Raw genomic sequence first — 22,717 nt, 5'->3', positions numbered from 1 at the left:
ACCCCCGGGCGCCGGTCAGCCGAGGAAGGAGAGCCGGACCGTCCGCCGTGGGTTGTCGCCGTTGGTGTCGACGAGGACGACCGACTGCCAGACGCCCAGCGCGAGCCGCCCGCCGATCACCGGCAGGGTGGCGTGCGGGGCGACCAGGCCGGGGACGACGTGGTCGCGGCCGTGGCCCGCGCTGCCGTGCCGGTGCTGCCAGCGGTCGTCGGCGGGCAGCAGGTCGCGCAGGCTCGCGAGCAGGTCGGCGTCGCTGCCGGAGCCGGTCTCCAGGACGGCGATCCCGGCCGTCGCGTGCGGGACGAAGACGTTGAGCAGGCCGTCCCGGCCTGGGGCGTGCCCGTCGAGGAACCGGGCGCAGCGGTCGGTGATGTCGAGTGCGACCTCGCGGCTGCCGGTGGTGATCTCGAAGGTCTCGGTCCGGAAGGACGGGGAGTGGGGGGTGGTGTGCTTGTGGTCCGCCATGGCGCCATCCTCACCCACGTCCGGGGGCGGTCCGACCAGCCTCGCCGACTTCACGTGCCGGTGGGGCAAGTCGGCGTACGCTGAGAGGTTCAGACCAATCCAGGCGCCGCGGGAGGGCCCGGTTCCGGGCATGCCGAAGGCCCGACGGTCACAGGAATCCGTCGGGCCGGTGCGGATGCGTGCGGGAGGGGCTGCGGTGCGCCCCGAGGCCGGCCGGCCTCTCACCCGCGGCCGCGCCCGCCGAAGAGACCGCGGCGCAGCCGGCGCAGCGGCGCCAGCAGCCTGACCCGCGCGTGGCGGCGCGGCGGCGCGGTCGGGGCGCCGACACCGCGCGGCGTCAGCTCCCTTATCAACCCGAGCGCCTCGGCGGTGTCCACCGCCGGGAGTGCGGGCGCGCCGAGCACAGCCAGGTGCCGGTCGATCCGGCGGCCGGTGGTGCCGACGCCGCACTGGATCGCCGGCACGCGGGGCCGAGTCCGCACTTGCATGTGTTCCATCTGATTTCCCACCCCTACGAGGCGCCAGGGCCGTGAGGCGAAGACTATCCGCGACAGACGGTCTTCGCGCAACCGTCCCGGTGTTCTGCCACCGTACCGTGCGGCGTCAACTGACACCGCACCAGGGGCGGCCCGGGCGGTCACGACTAGGCATCAATGATGGTGCACGACCGGCGGTTCGTCAGCGGGTTCGACGGAGCGCGCACCCGGCGCCCGCCGACGAAGGTGCACGCCGGGCGCACTCCACCACCCGACCCTCGCCCTCCGCACCCGCCCGGCGACCGTCCGACACAACGACTCCCCTTCCGCACGGTAGGACTATCTGTTTAGGAAGTGAACACAGATGAGGGATTGACGCAGGGGCCGTCTCCAAGCAATATCTGTACCGGCTCCAAGCGACAGCCGAACCGGTCGCGCGGGCGCGAGCCGCGCCCACCACCGTGTTCGACTGATGAAGATTCCGGCTCCCCCGTGCCTACTGCCAGGCCGCCTCGACGCTGCGGCGGCCAGGCTCGGGCGGTGCCCGGACCGGCGGCCGGCCGTAGAGGGTCGGCCGGGCCGCCACCAGGCTGCCGGTGCCACCCCGTACGGGGCCCGGCACCGGCGGTCCCTGTGTCGCGGACCTGCGCATTCCGCCCTTGCGCCACCTCGGTAGACTCGGCCAGCGTGCCAGTCCTCCTCAGCATCGTGCTCCCGGTCCACGGGGTGGAGCGCTTCCTGCGCCGCTGCCTCGACTCCCTCCTGGCGGACACCCCCTCCAGCGAGTCCCGCTTCGAGGTGATCGCGGTCGACGACCGCTCCCCCGACCGCTGCGGCGCGATCCTGGACGAGTACGCGGCCCGCGATCCGCGCCTGCGCGTCCTCCACCTCGCCGAGAACCAGGGCCTCGGCGGCGCCCGGACCGCCGCCCTCCCCGAGACCCGGGGCACCTACGTCTGGTTCGTCGACAGCGACGACTGGGTGCCCGAGGGAACGGTGACCGCCCTGCTCGACGAGCTCACCGCGGAGACCGGGCGCGCCGAGCGCGGCGAGGCTCCCGCCGACGTGCTGCTGACCGACTTCAGCCACGTCTACCCCGACGGCGACACCGAGCCCAACCCCTGGCGGCACGTGCTGACCGGCTCCCCGCTCGTCGCGGGGTGCACGCTGGCCGAGCACCCGGCGCTGTTCAGGACCGTGATGGCGGTCTGGAACAAGGTGTTCCGCCGGGAGTTCCTTCTCGGCCTCGGCGTCTCCTTCGGCCGCGGCTACTACGAGGACATCTCCGTCACCTACCCCGCGCTGCTCGCCGCCGAGCGGCTGCGTTACCTCGACCGCCCCTGCTACTTCTACCGGCGCGGCCGGGCCGGGGCGATCACCAGCACCGCCTCCGCCAAGCACGCCGACGCCTTCGCCCAGTACGACGCGATCTTCGCGTTCCTGGACCGGCCCGACCGCCCCGGCCGGCCCGTCCCGGAGGCGCTGCGCACGCTGGTCTTCGAGCGGACCGTGCAGCAGGCACTCACGGTCTACGACAGCGCGGGGCTGGTCCCGGTCGGGCTGCGGCCCGAGTTCTTCCGCCGGATCGCCGAGCACTTCGCCCGGCACCGTCCGGCGGGCTACCGCTTCCCCGGGGGCGTGCGCGGGGTGCAGTACCGGCTCGCGGCGCGCGGTGCCCGGCGCGCGTACGCGGAACTGCGCCGTACCGGACGGCTGCCGCGCGAACTCAAGCGCGGGGCCCGGGCGGTGGCGCCGGCCCTGAAGAAGGGGGTGCGCGGCAGCGCCCGGTTCACCGCGTACAACGCCTTCCGCCGGATACCGCTCAACCCCCGTCTCGCGGTGTACGCCGCGTACTGGCACCGGGGTTACGCGTGCAGCCCGGCCGCGATCTACGAGAAGGCGAAGGAACTGGCGCCGGAGATCCGCGGGGTCTGGGTGGTGGAGAACCGCGCCCAGGCGGCGACGCTGCCGGACGGGGTGCCGTACGTCATCGTCAACACCCCGGCCTACCTGAAGACGATGGCCACGGCCAAGTACTTCGTGAACAACGTCAACTTCCCGCGCACGATGGCGAAGCGCCCCGGCACGGTGCACGTCCAGACCCAGCACGGCACACCGCTCAAGGCGATGGGCATGGACCTCAGGGACCACCCGGTGGCCGCCGACGGCATGGACTTCGACCGGCTCCAGGAGGCCGTCGACCGCTGGGACTTCCTGGTCTCCTCCAACCCGCACACCAGCGAGCACTTCGCCCGCGCCTTCCCCGGCCGCTACGAGATGCTGGACACCGGCTACCCGCGCAACGACCGCCTGGCCACCGCGACGCCGGAGGCGACCGCGGCGATGCGCGAGCGGTTCGGGCTGGCACCCGGGAGCACCGCCGTGCTGTACGCCCCCACCCACCGGGAGGCGCGCGGCGGGTACGTCCCGCTGCTGGACGTGCGGGAGCTGGCCCGGCAGCTGGGACCGGAGTTCACGCTGCTGGTGCGCACCCACTACTTCCACACCGGCGGCGCGGGCGACCTGACGGAGCAGGAGGGCGCGGCGCGGATCCTGGACGTGTCGGCGCACCCGACCGTGGAGGACCTCTACCTGGCGGCGGACGTGCTGGTCACGGACTACTCGTCGATGATGTTCGACTACGCCGTGCTGGACCGGCCGATCGTGATCTTCGCGCCGGACTGGGAGGAGTACAAGCGGGACCGGGGCGTCTACTTCGACCTGTTCGAGCAGCCGCCGGGCGCGCTGACGACGGATCCGCGGGGACTGGTGGCGGCGCTGCTGGCCGGGGACCCGGAGCCGGCGGCGCGGGCGGAGTTCCGCGAGCGGTTCTGCCCGTGGGACGACGGCGGGGCGGCGGAGCGGGTGGTCCGCCGGGTGTTCCCGACCATCGGCTGAGCGCACGCGGCGACGCGGCGACGGGGCCCCGGGGAGTTCCCCGGGGCCCGTTCGCAACCGTCCGGATCCGATTCGGAACCTCTTCGCAACCGTCCGGATCCGTTTCAGCGCCGTCCCGGACCCTCCGGACCCGTGCGGAGCCGCGTCAGCCCTGGCGCGCGGCCAGGAACTCCTCGAAGGTCAGCTCGCCGTCGTGGTTGGTGTCCATCGTCTTGATGACGGCCTCCGCCACGGCGATCGAGGTGGTCAGGTCGCCGAGCTCGCGCGCGACCAGCGCGTACTCGGTGGCGGTGATCCGGCCGTCGCCGTTCACGTCGTACTTGTCGAACGCCGCGCGGATGTCGTCGACGTCTGCCATGGGTCCCTCCCTGGGGTGATCAGCTGCTGATGTGTATTTCCGACGGCCGTACCCTACCCGGCCGTGGTGAGCGCCACGGCCGCCGGGAGTGGACGGCCGCCGGGGTGGGTGTCGTAGTCTGCGGTTCTGATCCCGGCCCGGCCGGGCCGGCGCACGCCGCTCGTTGCAACCCCAGGCCCGGGCACCTCTCGGGCATGCTCGTCCAGGGAGGGACCATGCTCGATCTCGTCACCAGGCTGGTACTGAAACCGCTCGCCCGGGGGATCTGGCGGCCCACCATCGAGGGCATCGAGAACGTGCCGCGCAAGGGCGGCGTCATCCTGGCCAGCAATCACCTCTCGTTCATCGACAGCGTGGTGATCCCGCTCACGGCGCCGCGCCGGGTGCACTTCCTGGCCAAGGCCGAGTACTTCACCGGCACCGGACTCAAGGGCGCGCTGTCCCGCGGCTTCTTCCAGGGCATCGGCGCGGTGCCGGTCGAGCGCGGCACCTACCGCTCGGCGCAGGCCTCGCTGGAGCGGGCGCTGGAGATCCTGGAGGACGGCAAGGCCTTCGGTATCTACCCGGAGGGCACCCGCTCGCTGGACGGCCGGCTCTACCGCGGCAAGACCGGCGTGGCCTGGCTGGCACTGACCGCCGGTGTCCCGGTGGTGCCGGTGGCGCTGGAGGGCCCGGAGGGGATCCTGCCGGTCGGCAAGCGGGTGCCGCGGCTCAAGAAGGTGACGGTCCGTTTCGGCGAGCCGCTGCACTTCGACGAGCTGCACGGCCAGGCCCGTTCGCTCAAGGCCCGCCGCCAGGTCACCGACGAGGTGATGGCGGCGATCCAGCGGCTCTCCGGCCAGGAGGTCGTGGAGACGTACAACGAGGTCCCCAAGGCCGCCTGACCTCGAGCGACGGCAACCGAGCGGCGCCGAGCGGTCGGCGGCGAGCGGACGGCGCCGAGCGGACGGCGCCGAGCGGACGGCGCCGAGCGGTCGACGCCGAGCGGTCCGCGGCAATCCGGCGGCGGGAGCGGCGGAGCGGCCGTCCGCCCGGGTCAGGGCGCGACGGCCACGGCCGGGGACTCCCGCCGGAGCAACGCGGCGTAGCGGCCGTCCGCCGCCAGCAGCTCCTCGTGGGTACCGAGTTCGGCGACCTCGCCATGCTCCAGGACGGCGATCTGGTCGGCCGCGCGCACGGTGGAGAGCCGGTGCGCGATGGTGATGGTGGTGCGTCCGACCGCGAGGGTGTCGATGGCCTCCTGGACGGCGCGTTCGGTGCTGTTGTCCAGCGCGCTGGTGGCCTCGTCGAGGATCAGCACCGGCGGGTTGCGCAGGATGGTGCGGGCGAGCGCGAGGCGCTGCTTCTCCCCTCCCGAGAAGCGGTAGCCGCGCTCGCCGACCAGGGTGTCGTAGCCGTCCGGCAGGGCGGCGACGGTGTCGTGGATCCGCGCGGCCCGGGCGGCGGCGACGAGTTCGCCGTCGGTGGCGTCCGGCTTGGCGAAGCGCAGGTTGTCGGCGACCGAGGCGTGGAAGAGGTAGGTCTCCTGGGAGACCACGCCGACCGCTCGGGCGAGCGTGTCGAAGGACAGCTCGCGGACGTCGACGCCGTCGATGGTGACCCGGCCGCCGGTGACGTCGTAGAGCCGGGGCACCAGGTAGCTGAGCGTGGTCTTCCCCGAGCCGGTCCCGCCGACCACCGCGAGCGAGCCGCCGGCCGGGATCCGCAGGTCCACCCCGGCCAGGGTGGGCCGTTCCTGCTCCGGGTCGTAGCGGAAGTCGACGCCCTCGAAGCGGACCTCGCCGCGGACGGTGTCCAGGGTGACGGGGTGCTCGGGCTCGTCGATCTCCACGGTCAGGTCGAGGTACTCGAAGATCCGCTGGAAGAGCGCGAGCGAGGTCTGCACCTGGACGCCGGTGGCGAGCAGGCTGACGGTCGGGCGGAACAGGCCCTGCTGCAGCGAGACGAAGGCGACCAGGGTGCCGACCGAGACGATCGGGGCGCCGCCGGCCGCCGTCATGCCGGCCGCCCAGTAGATCACCGCGGGCATCGCGGCCATCACGATCTGGATGGTGTTCATCCGCCAGCGGCCGGCCATCGAGGCACGCACCTCCAGCTCGGCCAGCCGGTCGGACTGGCCGGTGAACTCCCGCGACAGCGAGTCGGAGCGGCCCATCGTGCGGCCGAGCAGGATGCCGCTGACCGAGAGCGACTCCTGGACCGCCGAGCTCATCGCGGCGAGCTGCTTCTGCCGCTCACCGGTGATCTTCTTGCGTTCGTTGCCGACCCGGCGGCTGATCCAGACGAACAGCGGAAGGAGCAGCAACGAGACCACGGTCAGCCGCCAGTCCAGCGCCACCATGGCGACCACCGAGGCGATCACGGCGGTGAAGTTGGAGACCAGGGAGGTGGCGGTGGAGGTCACCGTGGACTGCATGCCGCCGATGTCGTTGGCGATCCGGGACTGCACCTCGCCGGTGCGGGTGCGGGTGAAGAACGCCAGCGACATCCGCTGGAGGTGGCCGTAGACGGCGGTGCGCAGGTCGTGCATGACCCGCTGGCCCACGGTGGTGGAGATCAGCGTCTGCAGCACGCTGAAGATGCTGTTGACCACGGCGGCGGCGACCATGCCCAGCACCAGGGCGGTCAGCAGCCCGGTGCGGCCCTGCGGGATGGCGGTGTCGAGGACGGCGCGCAGCAGGAAGGGCGTGGTCACCGAGACCACGGCGGAGGCGGCGACCAGCAGGCCGACGACGGTCAGGCGGCCGGAGTAGGGGCGGAAGAGCGCGAGGATGCGGCGCCACTGGGTCGGCGGGCGCGGGTCGTCCTCGGCGCGGTCGGGCGGGGTCCACTGGATGCCTTCGGGGCGCACGGGCGGGCAGCCTCCCTCGGACGGCCGAACGGGCGCGGCGCCCGGGGGCGCGCGCCGACGGCGGGGTGGGCGGTCGGGCGGCCGCCAGCATAACGAGAAAGGCTCATAGTTAGCAAAGCTAATAGTGAGATGCCCTCTGCGTTGGGCGGTCGGGACGCCCGACCGCCCCACGCAACGCCGCCCCGCACAGCGCCACACACCACACAACGCCACGCACCGCACAACGCCGCGCACCCGCCGCGCCGTGGCCGGTACGGCGGGTATGTGCCCTCGGGCGGGTCAGTTGGTGCGGTACGTGCGCGCCGCCTTGGAGGAGACGCCGCCGAGCTTTCCGGACGGCAGCACCCGGGCGATCGCCACCGCCAGCTTGTAGCGCTTGCTCGGCACCGAGACCGAACGGCCCCGGGCCAGATCGCGCATCGCCTCGTCCACCACGCGCTCGGCCGACAGCCACCCCCAGGCCGGGATGTTGTCCGTCCCCATGCCGGCCCGCTGGTGGAACTCGGTGCGGGTGAAGCCCGGGCAGAGCGCCATCATCCGCACCCCGGTGCCGCCGAGGTCGCGCATCACGCCCTGGGTGAAGCTCACCACCCAGGCCTTGCTCGCGCCGTAGGTGCCGCGCGGCAGGAAGGCCGCCACCGAGGCCACGTTGACGACCGCGCCGCGACCGCGCTCGCGCATCCCCGGCAGGGCGGCCGTGGTCAGCCGCAGCACCGCCTCGATGTGCACCTTCAGCATGTCCAGCTCGTCCTGCAGCGGCACGGTGGAGAACGCGCCCCGGTTCCCGAAGCCGGCATTGTTCACCAGCAGGTCCACCGGCCGGGCGACCCCGGACAGTCGGGCCTCGACGGCCGCGATGCCCTCGTCGGTGGCAAGGTCGGCGCCGAGCACCTCCACCTCCACGCCGAACCTCCCCCGCAGCTCCTCGGCGGAACGTTCCAGCCGTTCGGTGTCCCGGGCCACCAGGACGAGCCGGTAGCCGCTCCGCGCGAGCCGGCGGGCGAACGCGGCTCCGATGCCGGCGGTCGCGCCGGTGATCAAGGCAGTGGTCATGCAGCGACCGTACCTACTCCCGAGTACCCGCGACAGCCCGTGGGGCCGCTGCGCCGTGGGTGGTGGCGCTTCGTGACGGTGGTGACGGAGCGTGCAGGGGTGGCGCCGTTCGGTTCGTGCTCGTATCGTCGGTCGAGGGGGCATCGCCGGACCAGGCGGTGGAACTTCGATGAGGAGGCACGCAGATGCTTGCTCAGACCACCCGTACCACGCGGGCTCCGCTCGCCACCCAGGCCGAGATCGACACCCTCGGTACGTTGATCACGGAGGACGAGGCGGCCGTCAGCGACGCGCCCACGTACCAGCCCGAAGCCGCAGGCCTGCTCCTGCTGCTCGGACTCCTCCTGCTCTCGCCGCAGAAGCAGCCCAAGGAGAAGACCCGGTAGACCCCCTGGATCCGGTCGACCCGGTCGAGATCTCGGCCGGGCCGACGGCCCGGCCGAGATCTCGAACCGACCGGGCCACCGATCGGTTCCCGAAGGTCCTGAGCACGCTCCAGACAGGAGAATCCCACTCCATGCCGTTCGCCGACACCACACTCCGCGACGAGTACGCGGCGGCCGTCGAGCGAGTGGCGGGCCGGGTCCTCGACGCCCTCCGGGGCGCCGGGGACCCGGCCGCGCCCACCCGCCGGTCCGCCCCGGACGCCGCCCGGCTCGCCCACGCGACGCCCGAGGGCCCCCTCCCCGCCGAAGGCCCCCTCTCCCGGGCCGAGTTGGCCGCGGTGCGAGTCCTGGGGCCCGACCTCTTCGCCGCCCAGCTGCTCGCCGGCCAGCGCCTCGACGGACCGACCGCCGACGCCGCGGCCGAGGCCCTCGGCACCTTCCCGATGAGCGAGGCCTCCCCCGCACCCGGCGCCCCCGGTATCACCGCCACCGCCGCGGGCCCTGCCACGACGGGCGCCGCGCTCGCCAACGCCTGGCGGGACCGGGCCACCGCGCAGCTCGTCGCACTGGCGGGCCGCCCCGTCCCGGCCCTGGGCCCCGACCCGGTCCGCCCTCAGGAGCCGACCCCGCGCGACTGGCCGCGGTGGTCCGTGGACATGGCCCGGCTCTCCGCCCTCGCCCTCCCCCGGCTCGACGGCCCCGTGCACGAACTGGCCCGCCGCCACTCGCTGACGCTGGCGCGCGGCGTCACCCGCTCCATGCTCCGCCGCGACTACCGCACCGCCGCCCGGCTCGCCCGCTGGCTGGCCTGGAACGAGGCGGACGGCGGCCAGGCGCACCTGGAACTCGGCCCCGTCCTGGACCGGATCCGCGCGGTCGGCGACGGCAGCACCCGGATGTGGCTCGAACTCGCCATCACCGAGCAGCTGTCGAGCGCCGGCGAACCTTCCGGCGGGCGCACAGGCGGGAACTCCGGCGGACATGCCGGCGGACATTCCGGCGACTCCCCGGACGGAGCGGCAGCATGACGGACAGTCAGATCATCGCCATCGCCCAGCAGGTCGGATCGAAATCGCTGCGCTGGCTGCACTCCTACTACGAGAGCGGCCTCGGCGGCTTCCAGGAGGACGTCACCACCGACCTCGCCAACCCCAACGAGATCTACAAGCCCCTCGGCGAAGTCGCCCTGGCCACCGGCCTGCTGCTGCGCGAGGGGGTCGCCGGCGCCGACGACACGCGGATCGCCCGCCAGGTCATCGACCTCGCCTGGGCCGAACTGCGCGAGGGGGACCTGCTGTACGACCGGCAGCTGCGCTACCCGCTGATGACCGACCCGCTGGAGGTCTACGTCCACTTCGCGCGGGCCGGCTTCCGCCACCCGGCCCTGGAGGACCAGCTGGCGACGCTGAACCGGCTGCACTCCGTCCGGGCCGCCGAGCAGCTTCCCAGCCGCCGCCTGGCCTCGGCCAACGCTCGGCGCGTGATCGGCCTGGACCAGCTGGAGGACTGGAACGAACTGGCCGCCGCCACCTGGCTGGGCGCCACGCCCGAACCGTGGATCATCGACTGGCTCACCGCCTACTACGTCACCCACTCCGTCTTCCACCTCACCGACTGGGGCGCCCGCCCCGACTGCCTGCCCGCGCACATCCGCGACTACCTGCGCGACTGGCTGCCGGCCTGGCTCGACGTCTGGCAGGAGGTCGGCCACTGGGACCTCGTGGGCGAACTGCTCATCGTCGCCGCCTGCATCGGCGAGCTCGACCAGGGCACGACCGGCTGGGCCGCGCTGGCCGCCGCCCAACTGCCCGACGGGCTCCTGCCCAAGGACGCCAACACGGCGACGGAGGGGGATCCGACCCAGCTGCTCACCGACCACGGGCACACCGCCGTGGTCGCCGTGGTCGCCGCCACCACCACCCTGGCCCGCGCTCTCGGCGGCACGACCGGGGCCTCGGCGGGCGCGCCGGCGGTGGCGGTCGGAGCGCCGCCGGAGAGCTAGGTGGCTCCCCTCGGCGGCGCCGCACCGGAGCAGGACGATCCTTGGGGCGAGCGGGAGTTGGCCGAACTCGTCCGCGCCGCCGGACCGGGATCCAGCGCCGTGACGCTCGCCGTGGCACAGGGCGAGCGTCGGGCGGTGCGGTGCGCGGGACGGGTGGACCACGGCGTCGGCGAGCCCTGCACGCCCGACACCGTCTTCGAACTGGGCTCGATCACCAAGACGTTCACCGCCCTGCTGCTCGCCGAGCTGGCCGCGGGGGGCGAACTCGCCCTCGACGACCCGGTGGAGCGGCACCTCCCGGCCGACTGGCGGCCCGCCGACGTCCGGCACGGCGGGCCGATCCGGCTGCTCCACCTGGCCACCCACACCTCCGGCCTGCCGAGGCTGCCGCCGGGACTGATGACCAGCGCCGTCGCGGCCTGGAACAGCAATCCGTACGCCGCGTACGGCGACCGGCGACTGCGGGCGGGCCTCGCCCGGACCACCGTGCGGCACCGGCCGGGCGAACGGTTCGGCTACTCCAACTTCGGGGTCGGGCTGCTCGGGCGGCTGCTCACCGAGGCGGGACGCGGCGCCGGCTACACGGAACTGCTCGCCGACCGGATCTGCCGCCCGCTCGGGCTGTGGGCCACCACCTGCTCGCCCGACTCGCCGCACCGGGCGATCGGCCACCGGCACGGGCGTCCGCTGCCGCCGTGGCGCATCCCCGGCCTCCCGGGCGCGGGCGCCGTCCGGGCCAGCGGCGCCGACCTGCTGCGGTATCTGCGCGCGCACCTGCGGCCGGGCGAGGGCGGGCCGGCGGGCGCGGGCGCGTTGGGGCAAGCCCTGCGGGAGGTGCAGCGGCCGCGGCTGAGACTGCCGCGCTCGGGCGACCAGCTCTGCCTGGTCTGGAACCTCCGGCGCACCCCGGACGGCCGGGACCTCTTCTTCCACTCCGGCGGCACCCGCGGCTGCACCACGCTCATCGCGTTCTGCCCGCAGACCGCCACCGCCGTCGCCGCCCTCTGCAACGCCGGCCCGAGCCGGCGGGACAACTTCGCGCAGGCGGCCTACGACGTCTTCAAGCAGTTCGCCCGGCCGGCGGACGAGGGGTGAAGGCGGAGGGTGAGGCGGGGGAGACTGACAGATGACAGCTGACAGATATTGAAATCTGTCAGCTGTCATCTGTTAGCTGATATCTGTCAGCTGTCAGTTGTCAGCCGCCGCCCGTCAGTCCCGCCCGTCAGCCTCGCCCGTCACCGCCGCTCGGCGCGGGCGGCTGTGTCGGCGGCACCGCCGGCGCCGACGGCGCGCAGGCGGGTGGCGGCGGTGGCGGCGAGCTGGGGCGCGAGGCGGGCCACGTCGCGGGAGCCGACCACCGCGATCAGCGACGGCAGGACCCAGCGGACCGGCTGTATGCCGCGCAGCCAGGCCTGGGCGTAGACGTGGGCGGAGCGCCGGGCGATCCCGGCGACCAGGCGGTCCACCGCCGGCTCCAGCGGATACGTCTTGTTCGCCGGCCACGGCAGTCGCGAGCGCATCTGCTTGAGCACGGTGTCCTCGTCGGCCCCGCGCACCATGTCGGTGTCGGTCCAACTCAGGTAACCCACACCCACCTTGACACCCTCATGGGCGACCTCGGCGCGGATCGCGTGGGCGAAGGCCTCGACCCCCGACTTGCTCGCGCAGTACGCGCTCATCAGCGGCGCCGGGATGAGCGCGGCCAGCGAGGCGATCTGCAGCAGATAGCCACGACTCTCGGCGAGCACCGGGAGGAAGGCACGGGCGGTCGCCACACTGCCGAGCAGGTTGACCTCGATCACCCGGCTGAACGCCCGGTGGTCGTTCTGCAGCAGCGGGCCGCCGATCGCGATGCCCGCGTTGGCGACGACGGTGTCGATCCGGCCGTAGTGCTCCTTGATCCGCCCGGCGAGTTCGGTGAGCACCTCGACGTCGGTGACGTCGACCTCCCAGGCGGTGGCGTCCGGGCCGCACTGGGCGGCCACGGCCTTGAGCTCCTCCGGCTCCAGGCCGAGCAGCGCGACCTTGGCACCGCGGCGGGCGAGGGCACGGGCCAGCGAGGCGCCGACGCCGCGCGCGGCTCCGGTGACGACGACGACCTGGGCGGAGAGCGGCGGGGCGGCGGTCATGCGACGGCGGTCCTCTCGGGGTCGGTATCGGTCGTGGCGCCGGCGGTGGCCGTCGCGGGCGCGGCGGCGCGGACGCCCGGTAGGTAGGCGGTCGCCATCCGGTCGATCTCGGCCGCGATCTCGGCCGGCCGCTCGATCGGCGCCATGTGGCCGACCCCGGGCAGCAGGAGCAGCCCCTGGGGGTCCGCCAGCGCGGCGACCATCCGGTGCGCGTGCACCGGCGGCGTGAGCCGGTCCTCGGCGCCGACCACGACGGACGTCGGCGCGGCGAGCCGGGCCAGCCCCGCGCGGACGTCCAACCGGTCCAGCACCTGGGCCCAGTTGGCCCGGACGCCGGCCGGACAGGCGTGCACGATCCGGACCGCCGCCTCGACCTGGGCGGCGGGCACGCCCCTCCCCGTGATCGCGTACCCCAGCGCGGCCCGGGTGACCGGACCGACCGGGCCGAGCGGCAGCCGGGAGCGCAGGATCCGCCGGTGCAGGAAACGCCGCACCCCCGGCGGACGCACCGCCCCCGGGACCACGCGCAACTCCTCGACCAGGTCGGACGGTCCGGTGGAGACCAGAACGGCCGCCGCCGTGCGCTCGGCGACCTCGGGCCGGGCGGCGCCCGCCATGACGGTCATGCCGCCCATGCTGTGCCCGGCCAGCACGGCCCGCTCACCCTGCGGGACGACCCGGGTGAGCACCGCCGCGAGGTCCTCGGCCAGTGCGCGGGTGGAGTAGCGCACCCGGCTCGGCGGGATCTCGCTGAGCCCGTGACCGCGCTGGTCGTAGGCCACCACCCGGTACCGGTCGGCGAGCCGGTGGATCACCGGCGCCCAGAACCGCGTCGAGCAGGTCCAGCCGTGCGCGAGCACGACCGTCGGGGCGCCGGGCTGTCCGTGGACCTCGACGTGCAGCCTGGTCCCGTCGGCCGAGCGGACGTCCAACTCCTCCGCGGGCACGGGATGCAGGAAGTCGGCGGGAATCGGCGGGCGACTCATACCAGGACCTCCCCGGCCTCGGCGGCGATCCCGGGCAGGCCCGGGCGACTCTCCCGACGGAGGGTCAGTTCGTATTCGGTGAGATCGACCTTCCGGGTGGCACGGCGGAACGAGGTGGTCGATCCCGGCCAGAGCACGGTGTTCTTGCCGCTCCTGTCCAGGTACCAGCTGCGGCAGCCGCCGGTGGTCCAGACGGTGCGGTCCATCCGGTGCTGGAGTTCGAGGTTCCAGCGGCGCTGCGCCCGGGCGGTGGGCTGCATCGCGCTCGCGCCGATCCGGTCGAGCGTGGTCAACGCATCGATCATGTAGTTGAGTTGGGACTCGATCATCAGGATCATCGAGCTGTTGCCGAGGCCGGTGTTGGGGCCGATGACGAAGAAGAAGTTCGGGAAGCCGTGCACGGTGGAGCCGCGCAGCGCCTCCATGCCCTCCTTCCACTCCTCGGTGAAGCTGGTGCCGTTGACCCCGAACACCCTGGAACCCAGGGGCATGTCGGTGACGTGGAAGCCGGTCCCGAAGACGATCGCGTCCGCCTCGTGCTCGCTGCCGTCGGCGGCGACCAGGGTCGAGCCGCGCACCTCGCGCAGACCGCCGGACACCACCTCGGTGTTGGCGGCGGCGAGCGCCGGGTAGTAGGTGTTGCTGAGCAGGATGCGCTTGCAGCCGATCCGGTAGTCGGGGGTGAGCCGGGCGCGCAGGGCCGGGTCGGCGACGCCGTCCGCGATGTGCCGCTCGGCGAGCCGCTGGACCAGCTTGAGCAGACCGGGCCGCCGGACGAAGGCGTCCACCTGGAGCTCGCGCAGCGCGAACAGCGCGCCACGACGGACCTTGGCGGTGAACGGGAGTCGGCCGTGCAGCCACTTCTCCAGCTCGGTGATGGTCCGGTCGCGGCGCGGCAGGACCCAGGCCGGAGTGCGTTGGAAGACCGTCAGCTTTCCCACCCGCGGCTGGATCGCCGGGATGATCTGGGCGGCGGAGGCCCCGGTGCCGACCATCGCGACGCGCTTTCCGGCGAGGTCGAAGTCGTGGTCCCAGCGGGAGGAGTGGAACACCGCGCCGGGGAAGGAGTCCAGGCCGGGCAGGCCGGGGATCTGCGGGTCGGCGAGCGGTCCGGCGGCGGCGACGATCGCGTCCGCGGTCCAGCGGCCGGCCGTGGTGGTGATCCGCCAGCGGGTCCGATCGACGTCCCAACGGGCCTCGACCACCTCGGTGTTGAGCCGCAGGTGGGGGCGGATGCCGAAGACGTCGGTGACCTTCTCCAGGTAGGCGCGGATGTCCGGCTGGCCGGAGAAGCTGCGCGGCCAGTCCGGGTTGGGGGCGAAGGAGAAGGAGTAGAGGTGGGAGGGGACGTCGCAGGCGCAGCCGGGATAGCTGTTGTCCCGCCAGGTACCGCCGACCGAGTCGGCGCGCTCGAGGATGACGAAGTCGGTGATGCCGGCGCGGCGCAGCCGGACGCCCGCGCCGAGGCCGCCGAAACCGGAGCCGATGACGGCCACCCGGACGTGCGGGACGGGCTGCTCGTCAACGGGCTGTTCGTCAACCGGCTGTTCGTCGGCAGGCCGTTCGCCGGTGGGCCGTTCGCCGGCGGCCCGATCCGTGGCGGCCTGCTCCTCGGTGGACGCGGCCTGGCCGGGCACGGTCGCACCCGCGCCAGCACCGGCGCCAGCGGCGGCGTCGGGGTCCGCGTCGGACGCGCGGGGGCGGGGGCGCTTGCTGCTGGATGCCATGCGGCGTCCTCCTGGAGGGTGGGGGCCGTGGGGCGCGCGTCACCGCTGCTCGGCGGGGCGCGGGTCACGCCAACCATGCCAGCAATCACTGGCACGATTGGCAGGTTAGCCCTTGTTGACACTTGATGGAAGAAGCCCGACAGACCCGACCGGACGATCGCCGGTCCTATGCTGAGCGCCGTGGACAAGGTCGAAGCTGCTGCCGAGGACGGACACCGCGAGTTCCGGGTGGAGGAACTGGCCCGGGCGGCCGGGATCACCACCCGCACCCTGCGCTTCTACCGCGAGCGGAAGCTGCTCCAGCCGCCCCGCAGGGAAGGACGGATCGCCTGGTACGGCGAGGGCCACCTGGCCCGGCTGCGGATGATCGCCGAACTGCTGGAACGCGGCCACACCCTCGGCGGCATCGCCGAGCTCATCGGCGCCGGCGAGAGCGGGCGGGACGTCGCCGAGCTGATCGGACTGGAGGCGGCGATCGTCGCGCCGTGGTCCGACGAGACGCCGGTCCACCTCGACTGGGACGAGCTGAAGGCGGCCCTCGGCGACCAGCTCACCGAGGAGAACACCGCCGAGTCCGTCGCCCAGGGCTTCGTCACGATCGAGGAGAACGGGGTCACCCACGTCAGTCGGCGGCTGATGGACGCCACCACGGCGCTGGTCGCGGAGGGTGTGCCGCTCTCGGTGGTGCTGGAGGCCAGCCGACAGACCCAGGAGCACGTGACGGCGATCGCCGAGATCTTCACCTCCCTGGTGCGCGACCACCTGCTCGGCGCACTGGCCGCCGACACCCCGCTGCCGCCCGGCGAGGCCGCCCGGCTGACCGAGCAGGTGCTGCGGATCCGACCCCTCGCGCGGACGGTCACCGACGCCCAGTTCGCCCTGGCGATGGACCGCCGGGTGCACGCCGAGTACGACGAGGTGCTCCGCCAGCGCATGGAGCACCGGGAGGACGACTGACAGCTGGCAGCTGACGAAATCTGTCAGCTGTCATCTGTCAGTCGTCAGCCGCCGCGGCCGCCCGCAGGCGTAGCGATCCGCGGCACCGGGCAGGGATGGGACGCCTCGCCGTCTGCCACCGGAACGGAGTCGCCCGATGCCCGATGCCGCCGACCGCCCCCTGCCCGCACCTCCGACCCGCCGCCGACTGCTCGCCCTGACCGCCGGGCTGGCCTCCGGCCTCGCGCTCACCGCCTGCGGCTCCGGCGGCCCGGCGAAGGCGGGCGGAGCGAACGCCCCAGACGGCCGCGTCGTACGGCACGCGCGCGGCGAGAGCACCGTCCCGGCGCGGGCCGGCCGGGTCGTCGTCCTGGACACCGACGCCCTGGACTCCGCCGTCTCCCTGGGCATCACCCCGGTCGGCGCCACCACCGTCGCAGCCGGCGCGCCGCTCTCCGCCTACCTCCCCGCCGAACACCTCGCCGGAATCAAGACCGTCGGCACCATCGGCTCGCCCGACCTGGAGGCCGTCGCCGCCCTCCGTCCGGACGTCATCCTCAGCAACCAGGTCCGCGACGACAAACGCTACGACGAGCTCTCCAAGATCGCGCCGACCGTGCTGAGCAAGACCACCGGCCCCGCCTGGAAGGAGAACGTCCGGCTGCACGCCGAGGCCCTCGGCCGTCAGAGCGAGGCGGCTGCCGCCGAACAGGCGTACCGGGCGAAGCTCGCCGAGGTGGTCACCGCGCTCGGTGGGCCGCAGAAGGCGGTGGCCCTCAAGGTCGAGGTGGCCCGCTTCCTGGCCGGCGCGCCCACCCGCCTGTACCTCAACGACACCTTCGTCGGCTCGATCCTCGCCGACCTCGGCGTCGGCCGCCCCGCCAACCAGGACAAGCCCGGTTTCTCGATCGAGATCAGCCCCGAGCAGGTCGACCAGGCCGCCGCCGACGTCATCTTCTACTCGGTCTACGGCGACGCGGCCAAGTCCGACCAGGCGAAGATCGTCGGCGGCACGCTGTGGAAGAGCCTCGACGCGGTCCGCAACGGCAAGGTCTTCCAGGTCGACGACAACCTCTGGATGCTCGGAATCGGTTACACCGGAGCCGGTCTGATCCTCGATCGGATCCATCACGACCTCGCCGCCTGACGCGACCGGACCTACCATCCGATCATGATCGAAGGAAAGAAAGTGCGGCTGCGCGCCCTGCGCGCCGAGGACGCGAAGCACCAGCTCCGTTGGCGCAACGACCCCGAGGTGATCCGGCAGGCGGCGGCCGGGGATCCGAACTTCGGCCCGATCACCGCCGAAGCCCTGGCGGACCGGTTCGACCGGATCCTGCGACTCCACCCGCGCGAGGCCTGCATGCTGACCGTCGAGGAGACGTCCGGCGGCCGTCCGATCGGTCTGGTCGACTACCGGGGCCTCGACCCGTACAAGGGCGTCGCGGAGGTCGGGATCGCCATCGGTGAACGGAGGTTCTGGGACCGCGGCTACGGCTCCGAGGCCCTCGGCCTGCTGGTGGACCACCTGTTCGGCGCCTTCCCGCTGCACCGGCTGGAGCTGGACACCTGGAGCGGCAACGCCCGTGCCGCCCGCGCCTTCACCCGTCTCGGCTTCCGCGAGGAGGGGCGCCGCCGGGCCGCCGTGCTGCTGGCCGGCGTCCGCTACGACCGGCTGCTGTTCGGCATGCTCCGCCAGGAGTGGGAGGAGCGGCACGGCCTCACCGGACCCGACAACGTTCACGACACCCCCGGCGGCCCCTTCATCGGACCGCCCGGCACCCCCGAAACCCCCACAGCGCCGCCCGCAACACCCGACACACCCGGCGCGCTCGACACGCCCCCGGCGAGTCGTGACCGCAACGCCGCGAGCGCCTCCGCCCGGGCCTCCGACGTCGGGTGGGGCTCCGTGAGCACCATCCTCGCCGTCGAATAGGCCTCACCCGGCAGTGTGGGCGGCGTCCACGACGGGTCGGCGAACGTGTACAGCCTCCCCTCGGTGAGCGCGAACCGGGGCAGTGCCACCCCGAACTCCGAGGCGAGCGCGGTCAGCAGGCCGTACTCGCCTTGGCGGCCGTGGGCGTGCGGACCGAAGTGGCGGTCCGGGTCGAGAGCCGGCGGAACCTCCGTCGGTCCACGGCGCCCGATCTCCGGTCCACGCACCGTGAACCCGTACCGCTCCTCGCCGCCCGCGGCCACGGAGAGGTGGAAGAAGCCCTCCTCCGGCTCGACGAACACGGCGAGCGCGCGCCCGCCCGTCCGGCCGGAGGCGGTCACGGCCGGGGTCGCGACACGCGGAGCCACCGGCCCCGCAAGCCCCACCGCCCCGGGCGATGTCCGCGCCTCGAAGGCGAAGCTCCACTCGGCCCCGCCGTCGCCGCCCGCGTGGCCGACGAGGGCAGGCTGCGGGTCCTCGGAGGAGAGGACCGTCCGCTCCCGGAGCCGGTCCGTCCCGGCCTCCCAGCAGGTCGCGGGCGGCTCCAGCACCGCCCCCTCCCCGGCGAGGACGGCCGGTAGCCCGTCCGGGGCCACCCCCTCCACCAGCACGAAGCGGTACGGCCGGGGCCGACCGGAACGCGGCTCCAGGGCGAGCCAGGCCAGTCCGTCGCCCACGGCTTCCGGCTCCGCCGCCGCCCGCTCCCCCACCTCCGCGTCGGGCAGGCCACGCGGAGTGGCGAGCAGTTCCAGCCCGCGCTCCGCCGTGAACAGCGGCCCGAGCAGCGGGTCCGCGAGCAGCCCGACGGGCGCGAGGTGGTCCGGCCCCACCGGTGTCCACCGCGGCAGCGCGGCGCGCAGCGTCCGCCAGGCGGCCTCCGTACCGCCCCAGCGCGCCTGCTCCCGTGCCCGTTCGACCGCCGCGCCGAACGGACCGGACGCGGTGTGGCGGTACTCGCGCTCGCGCACCTGCCGGAGCACCTCGTCGGCCGCGACGCGCAGCTCACCGGTGTCCACCCGCAGCTTGTACCCCCACACCGTCGCGTCGTGCCCCCTCCGCACGTGGTGGGCCGCGAGCACCGGTATCACCTCACCGAGGTAGGCGGGATCGCGCGGCAGCTCGCCGAAGGTCGGCTCGGACCGATGCTGCTCGAACCCGCGCAGCTGGTCGAGCATGCCGGCGGCCCGGGGCCGTCCGTACGCGACGGCTTCCGCCAACACCTCCGCCGCCCCTTCGTACGCCCCCGTCAGAGCGTCCAGCCGGGCGGCCTCGACACACGCGTCCTGCTCCCGGGTGGTGGCGTTGACGAACGGCGCGCCGCACCGGTGGGCGGCCAGCCGGTGGAACTCCTGGTGCATGGCGACCATGAACGCCCGGAACGACGGGTACCGCTCCGGCGGCGCGGCCCGCCACGAGGCGTAGCAGTACACCGCCCACTCCCCATCGGCGTCGACGTCACCCGGGTCGAGCAGGACGAGCGTCGCGTCGGACTCGACGTCGAGCTGCAGGGCCCGCTGCCACAGGCCCTCCGTCTCTCCTTCGTCGAAGTACTCGCTGAGCCCACGGGCGTCCCGGTGCCATCGCGCGTCGCCCGCCCCGGCGAGCCGGTACACGAATCCGCCCGCGTACCGCCACCCGTCGCTCACCGCGAGGAACTCCCGGTACGACGGCGGCAGCACGCACCCCAGCTCCGCCTGCGCCGCCGCGACCCGCGCGGCCGGCGCCGCGTCGAACCCCAGCCACTGCGCCCGCCACGCCTCCTCGTCACCCTCCCGGAGCTCCCCCGGATCCGTGCACGCCCCGGCCCATTCCTCACTCCACCGGGCGAGGAAGGACCGCCAGTCGAACGCCTGTCCCGTCATGGCGGTGATCCTTGCACGCACCACCGACAATTCCTGTCCGGCCGTCAACTCCTCGGTCGAGAACGGGCATCGATCGCGCGTCGCGGCCCAGCACACCCGCCGGCGGTCCCTATGCTGTGCGCCGAAGGGACCGGCACCGCACGCCCGTCCCGGAGACCGAGGGGGGAACCTCGCACATGGAACAGGTCCTGGAACTCGCGCGGACGGCGGGACCGGCGGTGACCGGCATGCTGCTCGGCACGTCGTGGCGCCGGATCCGCGACGGGATCGTCGCGCTGTGGCAACAGGTCGCGCCGGAGCAGGGCGAGGAGATCGGCGCCGCGCTCGACACGGCGCACGAGCTGCTCGTCGCCGCGCAGGCCCAGGGGGACGAGACCACCGCGACGCGCACCGGGCGCGAGTGGGAGCAGCGCTTCACCTGGCTGCTGCTCCAGAATCCCGAACTGGCGGACCGGCTGCGCGCCCTGCTGGCGGCCGACCGATCGGCTCCGTCGGCGGGTACCGTCGTCAGCGGGGAGGCCCAGTACGGGCAGGCGAGCGGTGGCGGAAGCGTGTACAACGCACGACGCGACATCACGATCACGAAGTGAGCACGGGACACACCGGCCCGCCGATCGGCCCGCCGCCCGGCGGTCAGTGGGGGCACACGACGGGCAGCGGCGACTCCTTGAACGCCGGAAACAACATCAACATCATCCAGCCACCCCCACCGCCGCCGCCGCGCCGCTCCCGGGGATGGCTCGTCGCCGTCTGCCTCGGCCTGGTCTGCGCGGCGGTGGCGGGCGCGCTGGTCGAACGGAAGCTGACCGAGGGAGACGCCGTCAGCGCCGATACCCGAACCGCGGCGGCACCGCAGTCCTCCCCCGCGGCGCCGGCGCAGCCGACGGTGCCGCCGGCATCCACTGCGCCGCCACCCGCGTCCGCCGAACCCGGTTTCACGCTCGCGCCGACCACCACCGCGCCCGCGCCCGTACCCGTGGCCACCACGCCACCGCCACCGACCACGACGGCCCCGGCCAAGGACGCCGTCCGCTACAACGGACCGGTCCGCCTGTCCGGCTCGATCGACCTCGACGCGAACCCGCCACAGCTGACCGGCGACGACGCACCGGGCGTCCTCGGCGGCTTCGGCGTGCTCTACACGAGCTACACCAGCGGCCAGGGCGCCATGGCCTCGGGCCGCAGCGGTGTCTTCCCGAACTTCGGACCGGGACTCGCCCCCTACAAGGACGACGCCACCCCGACCCGCAAGCGGTGCTCCGACCTCCTCCGCTCCCAGGCGACGGACTCCCTGGTGATCGAGACGAACACCCGCTTCTGCGTCCGGACCGTCAACGGCCGCATCGGCCTGATGACCGTCGAGGACTACGCCGCCGCCCCGTTCGGCAGCGGCGCCTTCAACGGCCACGCCCTCATCTGGGAGGGCGTCGGCTGACGTTCCGTGGAGGCCCGGAGCAGGAAGTCGGACCCGCCGACTTCCTGCTCCGGGACTTGCGGCGTCGCAGGCGCGGGGCCGCGGCGTGAGGGAAGGGGAACGAAGTGGGCAGGCGTGACTACGAGGACGATCCGGACGCGCCGGCGGCGAACAGTCTGGTGCCGGCGGCTTCGATGGTCGTCGTCGACGAGGCGACGGGCCGGGTGCTGTTGCAGCGGCGGACGGACAACGGGATGTGGGCGCTGCCCGGGGGAACGATGGAGTTGGGCGAGTCGATCGGCGGGTGCGCGGTGCGGGAGACGTTCGAGGAGACCGGGATCGAGGTGGTCGTCACCGGGATCGTCGGCACCTACACCGATCCGCGCCACGTCATGGCGTACGACGACGGCGAGGTGCGGCAGGAGTTCTCGATCTGTCTGCTGGGGCGGCCGGTCGGGGGTGCGTTGCGGACCTCCGACGAATCGTACGAGGTCGGCTGGTTCACGGCGGAGGAGAGCGACCGGCTGCCGATGGTGGCGAGTGTGCGCAAGCGGCTCACGGACTGGCGCGCCGGCGCGGGGCCGGTGGTCCGCTGAGGAGGCGGGCGGACGGGGCCGGCGGCGGGCCGGTCTCGACGGCCGGCGCGGGCCGGGCGAGACTGGCCCGGTGATCGGGCTCCGTGTTCTGACGCCTGCCGATCCCGCCGACTGGCCGCTCTGGCGGGACGCGCGGTTGGCGTCGCTCGCCGATGCCCCGTACGCGTTCAGGGTGCGGCTGGCGGACTGGCCGGCGGGCGGCGAGGAGCAGTGGCGGGCCCGGTTCGCGCGGGTGGATGCCGTGCACGTGGTCGCGGTGGCGGCGGACGGGCGGCCGGTCGGCCTTGCGGGCGGGCTCCCCGGGCCCGACGGCAAGCGGAACGACGGGCCGGACGGCGGGGGCGGGGTGAGCGAGCTGCGGTCGGTGTGGGTCGGGCCGCGGGCGCGGGGTCTCGGGATCGGGGACGACCTGCTCGGCGCCGTCGAGGAGTGGGCGCGGCGCCGGGGCAGCACGTCGTTGCGGCTCGCCGTGCTGCCGGGCAACACGGCCGCCGTCGCGCTCTACCGGCGGCACGGATTCGTCGACGCGGGCGGGGAGGCGGGCGGAAACCCGGCGAACGGGGCGGCGGAGCGGGTGATGGTGAAGCGGCTCGCGGTCTGAGCGGCCCGGCCGCCGCTCGGTGGCCGCGCCTTGTGGTCGCA

The 22,717-nt window shown here is 73.7% G+C and carries 21 protein-coding genes and 1 pseudogene; 13 read left to right on the top strand and 9 right to left on the bottom strand.

Features of this window, described 5'->3' with window-relative positions; genetic code table 11:
- Positions 1 to 15: 15 nt before the first annotated feature.
- Both ACFVVU_RS14265 and ACFVVU_RS14260 read right to left on the bottom strand, forming a co-directional pair.
- Positions 16 to 465 (bottom strand): YjbQ family protein, encoded by a 450-nt coding sequence (locus ACFVVU_RS14265; RefSeq protein WP_355365762.1) that lies wholly within the window; start codon positions 463 to 465, stop codon positions 16 to 18.
- 221 nt (positions 466 to 686) lie between these two features.
- Complete coding sequence (locus ACFVVU_RS14260; RefSeq protein WP_350542760.1) at positions 687 to 962, bottom strand: hypothetical protein; 276 nt, start codon at positions 960 to 962, stop codon at positions 687 to 689.
- Positions 963 to 1,628: 666 nt separating this feature from the next.
- Here ACFVVU_RS14260 and ACFVVU_RS14255 point away from each other — a divergent pair.
- Positions 1,629 to 3,839, top strand: coding sequence for a CDP-glycerol glycerophosphotransferase family protein (locus ACFVVU_RS14255; protein ID WP_387789994.1), 2,211 nt, complete (start codon positions 1,629 to 1,631; stop codon positions 3,837 to 3,839).
- 145 nt (positions 3,840 to 3,984) lie between these two features.
- On the opposite strand, the gene ACFVVU_RS14250 is transcribed toward ACFVVU_RS14255, so the two are convergent.
- Positions 3,985 to 4,197 (bottom strand): EF-hand domain-containing protein, encoded by a 213-nt coding sequence (locus ACFVVU_RS14250; protein WP_380682350.1) that lies wholly within the window; start codon positions 4,195 to 4,197, stop codon positions 3,985 to 3,987.
- Between the two features lie 215 nt (positions 4,198 to 4,412).
- Here ACFVVU_RS14250 and ACFVVU_RS14245 point away from each other — a divergent pair, with 215 nt between their 5' ends.
- On the top strand, positions 4,413 to 5,081 hold the full coding sequence (locus ACFVVU_RS14245) for a lysophospholipid acyltransferase family protein (RefSeq protein ID WP_380682351.1): 669 nt from the start codon (positions 4,413 to 4,415) through the stop codon (positions 5,079 to 5,081).
- A gap of 152 nt (positions 5,082 to 5,233) precedes the next feature.
- Here ACFVVU_RS14245 and ACFVVU_RS14240 read toward each other — a convergent pair whose 3' ends face one another.
- Together ACFVVU_RS14240 and ACFVVU_RS14235 are read right to left on the bottom strand one after the other, a co-directional pair.
- Positions 5,234 to 7,048: an ABC transporter ATP-binding protein gene (locus ACFVVU_RS14240; RefSeq protein ID WP_387789992.1), complete on the bottom strand. Its 1,815-nt coding sequence runs from the start codon at positions 7,046 to 7,048 to the stop codon at positions 5,234 to 5,236.
- A 279-nt stretch (positions 7,049 to 7,327) separates the two neighbouring features.
- Positions 7,328 to 8,101, bottom strand: coding sequence for an SDR family NAD(P)-dependent oxidoreductase (locus ACFVVU_RS14235; protein ID WP_380682353.1), 774 nt, complete (start codon positions 8,099 to 8,101; stop codon positions 7,328 to 7,330).
- Positions 8,102 to 8,286: 185 nt separating this feature from the next.
- On the opposite strand from ACFVVU_RS14235, the gene ACFVVU_RS14230 reads away from it, so the two are divergent.
- The 4 genes from ACFVVU_RS14230 (at position 8,287) to ACFVVU_RS14215 (ending at position 11,584) form a co-directional block, all read left to right on the top strand.
- Entirely contained in the window at positions 8,287 to 8,487 is a 201-nt protein-coding gene (locus ACFVVU_RS14230) for a hypothetical protein (RefSeq protein WP_355365744.1), read from the top strand.
- Between the two features lie 131 nt (positions 8,488 to 8,618).
- The gene (locus ACFVVU_RS14225; RefSeq protein WP_387789990.1) at positions 8,619 to 9,515 is read left to right on the top strand and encodes a hypothetical protein; all 897 of its coding nucleotides are present in this window, start codon (positions 8,619 to 8,621) and stop codon (positions 9,513 to 9,515) included.
- Positions 9,512 to 10,489, top strand: coding sequence for a DUF6895 family protein (locus tag ACFVVU_RS14220; RefSeq protein WP_380682355.1), 978 nt, complete (start codon positions 9,512 to 9,514; stop codon positions 10,487 to 10,489). Before ACFVVU_RS14225 ends, ACFVVU_RS14220 begins: the two co-directional genes overlap by 4 nt.
- On the top strand, positions 10,490 to 11,584 hold the full coding sequence (locus ACFVVU_RS14215) for a serine hydrolase domain-containing protein (protein ID WP_387789988.1): 1,095 nt from the start codon (positions 10,490 to 10,492) through the stop codon (positions 11,582 to 11,584).
- Positions 11,585 to 11,724: 140 nt separating this feature from the next.
- Here the strand turns inward: ACFVVU_RS14215 and ACFVVU_RS14210 are convergent, their stop codons facing one another.
- From ACFVVU_RS14210 to ACFVVU_RS14200, 3 genes are read right to left on the bottom strand one after another with little or no spacing between them, the layout of a single operon-like run.
- Positions 11,725 to 12,618: an SDR family oxidoreductase gene (locus ACFVVU_RS14210; RefSeq protein WP_387789986.1), complete on the bottom strand. Its 894-nt coding sequence runs from the start codon at positions 12,616 to 12,618 to the stop codon at positions 11,725 to 11,727.
- On the bottom strand, positions 12,615 to 13,604 hold the full coding sequence (locus ACFVVU_RS14205) for an alpha/beta fold hydrolase (protein WP_387789984.1): 990 nt from the start codon (positions 13,602 to 13,604) through the stop codon (positions 12,615 to 12,617). Before ACFVVU_RS14205 ends, ACFVVU_RS14210 begins: the two co-directional genes overlap by 4 nt.
- On the bottom strand, positions 13,601 to 15,331 hold the full coding sequence (locus ACFVVU_RS14200) for a flavin-containing monooxygenase (RefSeq protein WP_387789982.1): 1,731 nt from the start codon (positions 15,329 to 15,331) through the stop codon (positions 13,601 to 13,603). The genes ACFVVU_RS14205 and ACFVVU_RS14200 overlap by 4 nt, the downstream gene beginning before the upstream one ends.
- Positions 15,332 to 15,511: 180 nt before the next feature.
- Between ACFVVU_RS14200 and ACFVVU_RS14195 the strand changes: the two genes are divergently transcribed.
- The 3 genes and pseudogenes from ACFVVU_RS14195 to ACFVVU_RS14185 form a co-directional block, all read left to right on the top strand.
- On the top strand, positions 15,512 to 16,288 hold the full coding sequence (locus tag ACFVVU_RS14195; protein WP_387789981.1) for a MerR family transcriptional regulator: 777 nt from the start codon (positions 15,512 to 15,514) through the stop codon (positions 16,286 to 16,288).
- A gap of 136 nt (positions 16,289 to 16,424) precedes the next feature.
- A complete protein-coding gene (locus ACFVVU_RS14190) occupies positions 16,425 to 17,414 on the top strand; it encodes an ABC transporter substrate-binding protein (protein ID WP_380682362.1) in 990 nt (329 codons plus the stop codon).
- Between the two features lie 24 nt (positions 17,415 to 17,438).
- A pseudogene (locus tag ACFVVU_RS14185) lies at positions 17,439 to 17,933 on the top strand (GNAT family N-acetyltransferase); the annotation flags it as partial.
- A 74-nt stretch (positions 17,934 to 18,007) separates the two neighbouring features.
- Here the strand turns inward: ACFVVU_RS14185 and ACFVVU_RS14180 are convergent.
- Positions 18,008 to 20,065 carry an SMI1/KNR4 family protein gene (locus ACFVVU_RS14180; protein ID WP_387789979.1) on the bottom strand — a complete coding sequence of 686 codons (2,058 nt, stop codon included), beginning with the start codon at positions 20,063 to 20,065 and terminating at the stop codon, positions 18,008 to 18,010.
- Between the two features lie 176 nt (positions 20,066 to 20,241).
- On the opposite strand from ACFVVU_RS14180, the gene ACFVVU_RS14175 reads away from it, so the two are divergent.
- From ACFVVU_RS14175 to ACFVVU_RS14160, 4 genes are all read left to right on the top strand, one after another.
- Positions 20,242 to 20,655, top strand: a complete 414-nt coding sequence (locus ACFVVU_RS14175; protein WP_387789977.1) for a hypothetical protein — start codon at positions 20,242 to 20,244, stop codon at positions 20,653 to 20,655.
- A complete protein-coding gene (locus tag ACFVVU_RS14170; RefSeq protein ID WP_387789976.1) occupies positions 20,652 to 21,500 on the top strand; it encodes a hypothetical protein in 849 nt (282 codons plus the stop codon). Before ACFVVU_RS14175 ends, ACFVVU_RS14170 begins: the two co-directional genes overlap by 4 nt.
- A 104-nt stretch (positions 21,501 to 21,604) precedes the next feature.
- Complete coding sequence (locus tag ACFVVU_RS14165; RefSeq protein ID WP_387789974.1) at positions 21,605 to 22,075, top strand: NUDIX domain-containing protein; 471 nt, start codon at positions 21,605 to 21,607, stop codon at positions 22,073 to 22,075.
- A gap of 70 nt (positions 22,076 to 22,145) precedes the next feature.
- Entirely contained in the window at positions 22,146 to 22,676 is a 531-nt protein-coding gene (locus ACFVVU_RS14160) for a GNAT family N-acetyltransferase (RefSeq protein WP_387789973.1), read from the top strand.
- The last annotated feature ends 41 nt before the right edge of the window (positions 22,677 to 22,717 follow it).

It is taken from the genome of Kitasatospora sp. NPDC057965, assembly GCF_042887135.1.
Taxonomy (GTDB): domain Bacteria; phylum Actinomycetota; class Actinomycetes; order Streptomycetales; family Streptomycetaceae; genus Kitasatospora.
Note: the sequence above shows the minus strand (reverse complement) of the source record. Positions and strands in the feature narration are given on the sequence as shown.

What these genes read in the sequence shown, in the direction of transcription:
- ACFVVU_RS14190 (WP_380682362.1), top strand. Translation starts at nt 16,425, where the DNA reads ATGCCCGATGCCGCCGACCGCCCCCTGCCCGCACCTCCGACCCGCCGC.
- ACFVVU_RS14200 (WP_387789982.1), bottom strand. Translation starts at nt 15,331, where the DNA reads ATGGCATCCAGCAGCAAGCGCCCCCGCCCCCGCGCGTCCGACGCGGAC.
- ACFVVU_RS14225 (WP_387789990.1), top strand. Translation starts at nt 8,619, where the DNA reads ATGCCGTTCGCCGACACCACACTCCGCGACGAGTACGCGGCGGCCGTC.
- ACFVVU_RS14205 (WP_387789984.1), bottom strand. Translation starts at nt 13,604, where the DNA reads ATGAGTCGCCCGCCGATTCCCGCCGACTTCCTGCATCCCGTGCCCGCG.
- ACFVVU_RS14230 (WP_355365744.1), top strand. Translation starts at nt 8,287, where the DNA reads ATGCTTGCTCAGACCACCCGTACCACGCGGGCTCCGCTCGCCACCCAG.
- ACFVVU_RS14175 (WP_387789977.1), top strand. Translation starts at nt 20,242, where the DNA reads ATGGAACAGGTCCTGGAACTCGCGCGGACGGCGGGACCGGCGGTGACC.
- ACFVVU_RS14260 (WP_350542760.1), bottom strand. Translation starts at nt 962, where the DNA reads ATGGAACACATGCAAGTGCGGACTCGGCCCCGCGTGCCGGCGATCCAG.
- ACFVVU_RS14265 (WP_355365762.1), bottom strand. Translation starts at nt 465, where the DNA reads ATGGCGGACCACAAGCACACCACCCCCCACTCCCCGTCCTTCCGGACC.
- ACFVVU_RS14235 (WP_380682353.1), bottom strand. Translation starts at nt 8,101, where the DNA reads ATGACCACTGCCTTGATCACCGGCGCGACCGCCGGCATCGGAGCCGCG.
- ACFVVU_RS14250 (WP_380682350.1), bottom strand. Translation starts at nt 4,197, where the DNA reads ATGGCAGACGTCGACGACATCCGCGCGGCGTTCGACAAGTACGACGTG.
- ACFVVU_RS14180 (WP_387789979.1), bottom strand. Translation starts at nt 20,065, where the DNA reads ATGACGGGACAGGCGTTCGACTGGCGGTCCTTCCTCGCCCGGTGGAGT.
- ACFVVU_RS14245 (WP_380682351.1), top strand. Translation starts at nt 4,413, where the DNA reads ATGCTCGATCTCGTCACCAGGCTGGTACTGAAACCGCTCGCCCGGGGG.
- ACFVVU_RS14210 (WP_387789986.1), bottom strand. Translation starts at nt 12,618, where the DNA reads ATGACCGCCGCCCCGCCGCTCTCCGCCCAGGTCGTCGTCGTCACCGGA.
- ACFVVU_RS14220 (WP_380682355.1), top strand. Translation starts at nt 9,512, where the DNA reads ATGACGGACAGTCAGATCATCGCCATCGCCCAGCAGGTCGGATCGAAA.